This window comes from Micromonospora sp. DT231, assembly GCF_049847025.1.
Classification (GTDB): domain Bacteria; phylum Actinomycetota; class Actinomycetes; order Mycobacteriales; family Micromonosporaceae; genus Micromonospora.
Genome location: NZ_JBNCNO010000013.1, coordinates 63,146 through 71,466 on the forward strand (window position 1 = coordinate 63,146; position 8,321 = coordinate 71,466).

Below are 8,321 nucleotides of genomic sequence, written 5' to 3' on the forward strand. Positions count from 1 at the left end.
TCAAGTCAGATCGGTCAGACAGGCCCACTGGGATGCGACCGGCCGGTAGCCCAGTCGGGCGTTGATCGCGAGCATCGGCGCGTTCGCCTCGTCGTTCGAGGTGTACGCGACGCGCACGCCGTTCGCGGCGGCCCGGTGCAGCGCCGCCACCTTGGTCAGCCGGGCCAGCCCACGCCCCCGGTACGCGGGGACGGAGCCCGTGTAGTCCGACCACATCCGGTCCCCGTCTCGCTTCACGAGGCTGAAGGCGACCACGGCACCGTCGACCTCGGCGGCGATGCTGGACGCCTTGTCCAGCCCGAGGTTGTCCCACACGTCGTACTGCCAGCTCTCGTAGCTGATCGCGTCGACCGGCACGTCGCCCGGTTCGTCCGCTGCCGAGGCCACATTCGCCACGTACAGCAGGTGGGGGTCCAGGTCAGCGATCGGGCGCAGCCGTACGCCCGGGGGCGGCTCGGGCAGTGCCGGTGCCGAACTCAGGTCGAGTGCGGAGTAGCGCACCTCTCGGCTGGGCTCGTAGCCGTGTCGGCGGGCGAACGGCAGCGCCTCCGACAGTGCCATGGCACGCACCCGGCGGATTCCCAACGGGCGAAGGTGGTCGGTCGCGGCGGTCAGCAGGGCCGTCCCGAGGCCGCGCCGTCGGTGCTCCGGGTGCACGTGCAGCAGGTTGATGCCGCCGACGTTCGCCATCGACGTCGAGGTGATCCGTTCGGCGGACACCCAGCCGACCACCTGATGGTCGACCTCGGCCACGAAGGCGGTCCAGGCCTCCCCGGGCGGTGGTTCCGCGATCATCTTCCGGGTCGACTCGACACCGCGCACCAGGTACGGAACGACAGTCGCGCGCAGCGCCACCACGGCCGGGGCGTCGTCCGGAGTTGCCAGCCGGATCCGCATGTCAGGCCCCCGTCCGTACGGCGGCGACGGCCTCGACCTCGACGAGTAGGTGGGAACAGCTGAGCGCGTGCGGTGACACGACAGGATCCGGCATGTCGGCGAGGCTAACCAAGATCGTCTGCCCAGGCGACGCATTAACCGCGTACTTCCGTAGTCACCGACCAGCGGGCAGCAACTTCAGGGAAATAGTGGCCTCCCGGCGCTCGGAGGCCACTATTTCCCTGAAGTTGTGCGGATCTTGCGGGCGCGGGCGCGGGCGCGGCGGGCGCGCGGCCGCGCGGACCGCGGGGCGCGGCGGGACTGGTCAGGCGGAGGCTCGGCGGACCAGTTCGGTGGGGAGCATGACCAACTGTTCGATCGTTTCGCCGGCGGCGAGGCGGAGTAGCTGCTGGGTCATCCGCCTGCCGAGTTCCACGATGGGCTGCCGGACGGTGGTCAGGGGAGGCTCGGTGTACGCGGCGGTCTCGATGTCGTCGAAGCCGATGACCGCGACGTCCTCCGGCACCCGCCGGCCGGCCTCGCGCAACGTCCGCAGGGCGGCGTGGGCCATGAGGTCGGAGGCGGCGAAGACGCCGTCCAGGTCGGGATGCTCGGTGAGTAGCCGGCGCATCGCCGCCGACCCGGACTCCCGGGTGAAGTCGCCGACGGCGACCAGCTCGGGCAGCCCCGCGTCGGCGACCGCGCTGCGGTAACCGCTGAGCCGTTCGATCCCGGCGATCATGTCCTGCGGTCCGGCGATGGTGGCGATCCGCCGGCGACCGATGTCGAGCAGGTGTTGGATCGCAGCGGTCACCCCGCCGACGTGGTCGACGTCGACGTACGGCACGGGTACGTCGCCGAGTGGCCGGCCGCTGACCACCACCGGGATGCCGAGCCGGGCCAGTGTGCCGGGCAGCGGGTCGGCACCGTGCAGTGAGGCGAAGAGCACCCCGTCGACGTGCCGGCCGGTGGTGTACCGCTCGACGCGGTGATGGCCGGCCGGTGAACCGGCGAGCATCAGCACCAGTTGCTTGTCGGCGGCCTCCAGTTCCTGGCTGACGCCACGGATGATGCCGGGGAAGACCTGGTCGTCGGAGAAGACCCGGGTGGCCGCCTCCGGCATGACCAGCGCGATCGAGTCGGTGCGTTGGGTGACCAGGCTGCGGGCGGCGAGGTTGGGCACGTAGCCCAGCTCGGCGACCGCCCGGGTGACCGCCTCGCGGATCGGCTCGGCGACAGTGGTGGAGCCGTTGACCACACGGGACACGGTGGCCCGGGACACCCCGGCCCGCGCCGCCACCGCTTCGAGCGTCGGCCGTTGCGCCGTCGTCATCGCGACTTCCTCCCGCTCGTCACAGCCCGTGCCGGGTGCTCAACGCCGGCACCCGGCCTTCAGTGTGCGCCGCTGAGTCACGACAGCGTGACCGGCGCTTCTCACCCTGTCAAGAGAGCGCTCTCTCGGGTGTTCGGCCCAGACCCTCGGGAACGGGCGAGGGCGCCACCCGGCGGGGTGACGCCCTCGTCGAGAACCATCGATCACTTGGCTCGCAGGCCATCCAGCAGAGCGCGATCGCCGGCCACGTCGAGCGTCTCGAAGCTCACCCGACCCCACAACGCCAACAGCAGATCGCTCGCCGTGCCGCTGACCTGTGCGCGGGCGTGATGATCGTCGTGGTCGAAGATGGTGTCCGTGTCGAGCAGCGCCACCCCCTCGCCGCGCAGCCGCAAATACCACTCCTGAGCCGCGTCGGTAGCGGTGAGCTGCACCACGCCGCGCCAGTCGCCAGGCGTCCGCCGCCGGCCCGCCGGCAGCCAGGTGTCCAGCACCTCACTCACCCCGTCGGCCGCGAGCTTCGCCTCTACCGGCTCGCCGGCCGCGATGGCGAGTTGGGCGTCCCAACGGTGCACAGCCGTCTCGTGCGCCATCCGACGCGGCCAGAAGCCGGCCTTCTTCGGCTGCGGAGCCCAGTTCCACGCCGGGGACTCCGGGTCGAGCCCGTCGAAGACGGTCATCAGCCGGTCGTACCCCTGCTGCCACAGCTGCAGCGGGAGCACCCCCGGGTCCGCCTCAAGCGGTTCCCGGCGGGGCGGCTGAGTGGTCTGGCCGGCGCCGGCGAACGACGAAACCCATTGGTAGATGCCAGCGAGGTGCAGTGTGAGGTCGCTGACCGTCCAGCCCGGACAGGACAGAACCGGTGTCTCCGGCGGCGCATCGGCCACCGCCGCCGCGAATGCGGGACCCTCCGCTCGGAGCGCCCCGATCCAGAAATCCTTGCTGCCCTGCAGTCTGCTCATCGCCATCCTCCCGGGGGTGCCGGACGACCAGTGGGTGCCACGGCTATCTGTCAGCCTAAGGTGAAGGGCGTGCCAGACGCCTCCGCCCAGCCGACAACCGAAGCCGATCGTGCCATCCCTGGTCCACTGGCCAGTTACACCACTCTACGAATGGGTGGGACGGCCCAGCGGATCATGGCCGCCGACAGTGCCGACGAGATCGTCCGTGCCGTCCGTACCGCGGACGAGCCGGTCCTGATCCTGGCCGGCGGCAGCAACGTCGTGATCGGCGACGCCGGCTTCCCCGGCACCGTCGTGCTGGTGCGCTCCCGTGGGCTGAGCGTCATCGCCGAGGACGCCGGGTCGGTCACCGTACGTGTCGACGCCGGCGAGCCCTGGGACGACCTGGTCGCCGCCACGGTGGCCAACGGCTGGGCCGGGCTGGAGTGCCTCTCCGGCATCCCCGGCTCGACCGGCGCCACCCCGATCCAGAACGTCGGCGCGTACGGCCAGGAGGTCGCCGAGACGATCAGCGGCGTCGAGGTGTACGACCGGGTCGAGGGCACCCGCTACAGCATCCCCGCCGCCGACTGCGGGTTCGCCTACCGAGGCAGCATCTTCAAGTACCGGGACCGGTGGGTGGTGCTCTCCGTCGACTTCCGACTCACCCGGTCCCCGCTCTCCGGCCCGGTGCGCTACGCCGAGTTGGCTCGTGCGCTCGGCGTCGAGGTGGGTGACCAGGTGCCGCTGGCCGACGCCCGCGCGGCGGTGCTGCGGTTGCGCGCCGGCAAGGGCATGGTGCTCGACGCCACCGACCCGGACACTCGCTCGGTCGGCTCCTTCTTCACCAACCCGGTGCTGGACCAGGCGACGTACGAGCTGTTCCTGGAGCGCGCCGCCGAGCTGGGTGACCCGCCCGCCTGGCCGGGAGCCGACGGCATGGTCAAGGTGAGCGCGGCCTGGCTCATCGACAAGGCCGGCTTCACCAAGGGGCACCCCGGGCCGGGCGGCGTGGCCATCTCCGGCAAGCACACTCTCGCGCTCACCAACCGCAGCGGCACCGCCCACACCGGTGACCTGCTCACCCTGGCGCGCGACATCCGCGACACGGTGCAGGCCCGCTTCGGCGTAACCCTCCACCCCGAACCGGTCCTCATCAACTGCGCTCTCTAACCCCCGTTCCCCTCCCCGCCGCACGCCCCCGCGATCTTGCAGTTTCTGCGGGGACATAAGAGCTGCAAAAGGGCATATCAACGACAGAAAGTGCAAGATCGACGAGGCCGGGGCGGGGCGGGGCGGGGCGGGGGCGGGGTGGGTGGGGTGCGCGGGTTACGGGAGGGGCCAGGGGAGGGTTAGCTCGCCCTGGCGCCAGCGTGTGGGGCCGCCGAGGACGGGCCAGCCGGTTTCGCGGAGGCCTGTCACCGCTCTCAGCCAGCGTTGGCGGGGGCCGAAGGTGGCGTACGGGGCGGCGGCCTGCCAGGCTCCGTCCAGGGCGCGGATCAGGTCGTGCACCGGCTCACCGGGAACGTTGCGGTGGATCAGCGCCTTGGGCAGCCGCTCGGCCAACTCGGTGGGGCTGCCCAGCGTGGTGAGCTTGGCGGCCAGGGTCAGCGTCCGAGGGCCGTCGGCGTCGACGAGCAGCCAGCTGGCGAGCCGACCCAACTCGTCGCACGTGCCCTCGACGAGCGCCCCACCCGGGGCGAGCGCGGCGGTCATCGTCCGCCAGGCGTCCGGGACCTCGCTCTCGTCGTACTGTCGCAGCACGTTGAACGCGCGGACCAGCACCGGCCGGAGCCCGGCCAGTTCGAACCCGCCGCGGGCGAACGTCAGGCCCGGCGGGTCGGCGGCCGGGGCCGCGGCGGCCACCCGGGCCGGGTCGATCTCCAACCCCACCAGGCGTACGTCGGGACGTACTCCCGCCGCCAGCCGGGCGCGCAGTTCCACAGCGGTCACCGGGTTGGCGCCGTAGCCAAGGTCGACGACCAGGGGGTCGGCCGCCGCCAACAGCCGGTCGGCGCAGGTGGCGACGATCCAGTTGTCCACCCGACGGAGCCGGTTCGGGTTTGTCGTGCCGCGCGTGACCACGCCGAGCGGCCGGCGCCGCGCCACAGGGCTCACGTCAACCTCCCGACCGGCGACCTCAGGAGACCCGGTGCACCTTGTGCTGGGCGGCCTGCGCCCGCGGTCGGACCACCAGTCGGTCGATGTTCACGTGCTCGGGGCGGGTGGCACACCAGGCGATGCAGTCGGCGACGTCCTCGGCGACGAGCGGCCCCGGCACTCCCGCGTAGACGGCGGCCGCCCGCTCCGCGTCACCCTCGAAGCGGACCAGCCCGAACTCGTCGGTCTTCACCATGCCCGGGTCGATCTCGATGACCCGCAGCGGTCGGCCGCACAACTCCAGGCGGAGCGTGCCGGCGATGGCGGTCTGCGCGTGCTTCGCGGCGGCGTAGCCGCCCCCGCCCTCGTAGACGGTCAGGCCGGCGGTGGAGGAGACCACCACGATGGTGCCGGCGCCGGACGCCTCGAGCGCGGGCAGCAGCGCCTGGGTGACCCGCAGCGTGCCGAGCACGTTGACGTCGTACATCCACTGCCAGTCGGCGACCGAGCCCGACTCCACCGGGTCCAGCCCACGCGCTCCGCCGGCGTTGTTGACGAGCAGGGTGACCGGGCCGGGTGCCTGGGCGGCGGCCTCGGCCAGCCCGGCCACCGACTCGTCCGAGGTGATGTCGCAGGTCACCGCGGTGGCCTGCCCGCCGGCGGCGGTGATCTCGGCGACCAGGTCGGCGAGCCGATCGGCGCGGCGGGCGGCGGCGAGCACGTGGAAGCCCTCGGCGGCGAGTCGGCGGGCAGTGGCCGCGCCGATCCCGCTGGACGCTCCGGTGACGATGGCGACAGCTGTCATTCCGACATTGTCACCCCGGCCGTGGGACCCGTTCCGACCGGGCGGGGGCGGCCATCGAACGGGTGCGGTGATGAGGTCCGTCACCCCCGGGGGCCGCGCCGGGGAATTTCCGAAGCCCGATGGGGAAGATGACACCTGGCGTACAGGTTGACCGAGAAGCGCCGGTCGTGCGAGACGGCATCTACCGTGACAAAGGAGCGGATGTGGCGGAAATGCACACCGGTGTCGGGCGTCAGCGAGGTGCCCGACCATGGCCCCGGCCGCGCCGCATCGCCACCCTGTCGGTGCACACCTCCCCCCTGCACCAGCCCGGCACGGGCGACGCCGGCGGAATGAACGTCTACATCCTCGAGGTCGCCCGGCGACTCGCCGAAGCCAACGTCGAGGTGGAGATCTTCACCCGCGCCACCTCCGGCGACCTGCCCCCGGTCGTCGAGATGGCGCCGGGCGTGCAGGTCCGGCACATCACCTCCGGCCCGCTGGAAGGCCTCACCAAGGAAGAGCTGCCCGGTCAGCTCTGCGCCTTCACCGCGGGTGTGCTGCGCGCCGAGGCGTCCCGCCCACCCGGGCACTACGACCTGATCCACTCCCACTACTGGCTCTCCGGGCAGGTCGGCTGGCTGGCCAAGGAGCGCTGGGGGGTGCCGCTGGTCCACACCGCGCACACCCTGGCGAAGGTCAAGAACGCCCAACTCGCGGCCGGCGACCGGCCGGAGCCCAAGGCCCGGGTGATCGGCGAGGAACAGGTGGTCGCCGAGGCGGACCGGCTGGTCGCCAACACCCGGTTCGAGGCCAGCGACCTCCTCACCCGCTACGACGCCGACCCGGGCCGGGTCAGCGTGGTGCAGCCGGGTGTCGACCTGGACCGCTTCCGACCCGCGCCGGGCAACCGGTCCGCGGCGACCCACGAGGCTCGCCGTCGGCTGGGGCTGCCGGCCGACGGGTACGTCGTCGCCTTCGTCGGTCGGATCCAGCCGCTCAAGGCCCCCGACGTGCTGATCCGCGCGATTGCCGCGCTGCGCGAACGCGACCCGGCGCTTGCCGACCAGGTGACGGTGGTGATCTGCGGCGGACCCAGCGGCAGTGGGCTGGATCGGCCGACCGCGCTGATCGAGCTGGCCGCCACGCTCGGCGTCGCCGACGGGGTGCGGTTCCTGCCACCGCTCACCGGAGACGACCTGCCGGCCCTCTACCGGGCGGCCGACCTGGTCGCGGTGCCGTCCCACAACGAATCCTTCGGCCTGGTCGCCCTGGAGGCGCAGGCCTGCGGTACGCCGGTGCTGGCCGCCGCCGTCGGAGGACTTGTCACCGCCGTGCGGGATCAGGTCAGCGGCGTACTGATAGACGGTCACGACCCGGTCGACTGGGCCAGGGCGCTGGGCCGTCTGCTGCCGGACGGAGCCCTCCGGGCAGCGCTCGGCCGGGGCGCCGAGCAGCACGCCCGGCACTTCTCCTGGGACCGTACGGTCACCGGTCTGCTCGGTGTCTACGGCGAGGCGATCACCGCGCACCGTGCCCGGCTCGCGGCCGACCTGGCGGCCGACCCGGCGCTCTCCTGCTCCTGGTGACCCGGGGGCGTCGCCGTCGACAGGTGCGCCGGGCGGGTCGGTCGTAGAGTGGGTCCGGTGAGCCCGAAGAGCGATCTTGCGACCCTGATCGAGTCGGTCTGCGCGGAGCGGGAGTTGGCCTGGGAGTCGACAGGCCCCGACTCGTACGCGGTGACCCTGCCGGGCACGCACAAACTCAAGACGGTCTGCAACCTGATCATCGGTGAGCACGCGCTGCGGGTCGAGGCGTTCGTGATGCGCCAACCGGACGAGCGCCGCGAGGAGCTGTGGGCCTGGCTGTTGCAGCGCAACGCCCGGATGTACGGCGTCTCCTTCTCCACCGACGCCGTCGGCGACGTCTACCTGACCGGGCGGGTCAACCCGGCCGGCGTGGACGCCGACGAGTTGGACCGGCTGCTCGGCTCCGTGCTCACGTACGCCGACGAGTCGTTCGACACGATGCTGGAGATCGGCTTCGGCAGCTCGATCCGCCGCGAGTACGAGTGGCGGGTCAAGCGCGGCGAGTCGACCGCCAACCTGGCCGCGTTCGCCCATCTCTTCGAACCCTCCGGCTCCGGCCCCAACAAGTCCTGACCGCGCGCCGTGCCCCCGCGCTCGCGCGGCGCCCGCGCGCCTCGCCCGCGCGCTCGCGCGGCGCCCGCGCGCCTCGCCCGCGCGCTCGCGCGGCGCCCGCGCGCCTCGCCCGCGCGCTCGCGCGG

General features: G+C 72.4%; 8 protein-coding genes. 3 read left to right on the top strand and 5 right to left on the bottom strand.

Annotation, left to right across the window (positions count from 1 at the left end):
* From ACPXBU_RS27465 to ACPXBU_RS27475, 3 genes are all read right to left on the bottom strand, one after another.
* Entirely contained in the window at positions 1-897 is an 897-nt protein-coding gene (locus ACPXBU_RS27465; protein ID WP_425760275.1) for a GNAT family N-acetyltransferase, read from the bottom strand.
* Between the two features lie 304 nt (positions 898-1,201).
* On the bottom strand, positions 1,202-2,209 hold the full coding sequence (locus ACPXBU_RS27470; protein WP_425760276.1) for a LacI family DNA-binding transcriptional regulator: 1,008 nt from the start codon (positions 2,207-2,209) through the stop codon (positions 1,202-1,204).
* Between the two features lie 203 nt (positions 2,210-2,412).
* Entirely contained in the window at positions 2,413-3,171 is a 759-nt protein-coding gene (locus ACPXBU_RS27475) for a maleylpyruvate isomerase family mycothiol-dependent enzyme (RefSeq protein ID WP_393369859.1), read from the bottom strand.
* A 69-nt stretch (positions 3,172-3,240) separates the two neighbouring features.
* Between ACPXBU_RS27475 and ACPXBU_RS27480 the strand changes: the two genes are divergently transcribed.
* Complete coding sequence (locus ACPXBU_RS27480) at positions 3,241-4,323, top strand: UDP-N-acetylmuramate dehydrogenase (protein ID WP_425760277.1); 1,083 nt, start codon at positions 3,241-3,243, stop codon at positions 4,321-4,323.
* 156 nt (positions 4,324-4,479) lie between these two features.
* On the opposite strand, the gene ACPXBU_RS27485 is transcribed toward ACPXBU_RS27480, so the two are convergent.
* Both ACPXBU_RS27485 and ACPXBU_RS27490 read right to left on the bottom strand, forming a co-directional pair.
* On the bottom strand, positions 4,480-5,268 hold the full coding sequence (locus ACPXBU_RS27485; RefSeq protein ID WP_393369865.1) for a class I SAM-dependent methyltransferase: 789 nt from the start codon (positions 5,266-5,268) through the stop codon (positions 4,480-4,482).
* A 22-nt stretch (positions 5,269-5,290) separates the two neighbouring features.
* Complete coding sequence (locus ACPXBU_RS27490; RefSeq protein WP_425760278.1) at positions 5,291-6,055, bottom strand: SDR family oxidoreductase; 765 nt, start codon at positions 6,053-6,055, stop codon at positions 5,291-5,293.
* 203 nt (positions 6,056-6,258) lie between these two features.
* Here ACPXBU_RS27490 and mshA point away from each other — a divergent pair, with 203 nt between their 5' ends.
* Together mshA and ACPXBU_RS27500 are read left to right on the top strand one after the other, a co-directional pair.
* Positions 6,259-7,623 carry a D-inositol-3-phosphate glycosyltransferase gene (gene mshA, locus ACPXBU_RS27495; RefSeq protein WP_425760279.1) on the top strand — a complete coding sequence of 455 codons (1,365 nt, stop codon included), beginning with the start codon at positions 6,259-6,261 and terminating at the stop codon, positions 7,621-7,623.
* Between the two features lie 57 nt (positions 7,624-7,680).
* Complete coding sequence (locus ACPXBU_RS27500) at positions 7,681-8,196, top strand: YbjN domain-containing protein (protein ID WP_425760280.1); 516 nt, start codon at positions 7,681-7,683, stop codon at positions 8,194-8,196.
* The last annotated feature ends 125 nt before the right edge of the window (positions 8,197-8,321 follow it).